Annotated in this window: 2 rRNA genes; both read left to right on the plus strand. The window is 54.9% G+C overall.

What is annotated here, in order from left to right:
• Positions 1-108 (plus strand): 16S ribosomal RNA (locus H7C18_RS34660); the annotation flags it as partial.
• A 259-nt stretch (positions 109-367) separates the two neighbouring features.
• A 23S ribosomal RNA gene (locus tag H7C18_RS34665) occupies positions 368-581 on the plus strand; the annotation flags it as partial.

Here is a 581-nt window from a genome sequence, read left to right on the forward strand (position 1 = left end):
GCCGGTGGGGTAACCGCAAGGGGCCAGCCGTCGAAGGTGGGGTAGATGATTGGGGTGAAGTCGTAACAAGGTAGCCGTATCGGAAGGTGCGGCTGGATCACCTCCTTTCTAAGGAGCCCTTCGGGGCATTATGAGAAATACCCTCCAATTTACGCTCGAGTTCAGTTTTGAAGGACGCAAGTTCTTCAACATACGTCCCGCACGAACGCGTTTCTCGCGAAACGTTGCCTCTTGCGGACGCCGAGACGACCTTACGGTCGCTCGATTGCACCTTGACAACTGGATACGAAACAAGCGATAAACATCATCCAACGTTGGCGAGAGTCAACGAGCCTTAGAAAGAGATCTAAGCTCCATCTGGAGATTAGGTTAAGCTACTAAGGGCGCACGGAGGATGCCTAGGCGCCAGGAGCCGAAGAAGGACGCGGCGAACAGCGAAATTGCCTCGGGGAGCCGTAAGCGGGCTTTGATCCGGGGATGTCCGAATGGGGAAACCCGGCTGGAGTCATGTCCAGTCACCCATGAGTGAATCCATAGCTCATGAGGAGGCACACCAGGGGAACTGAAACATCTAAGTACCC

The sequence above is a fragment of the Cohnella zeiphila genome, from assembly GCF_014212055.1.
GTDB classification, from domain to species: domain Bacteria; phylum Bacillota; class Bacilli; order Paenibacillales; family Paenibacillaceae; genus Cohnella; species Cohnella zeiphila.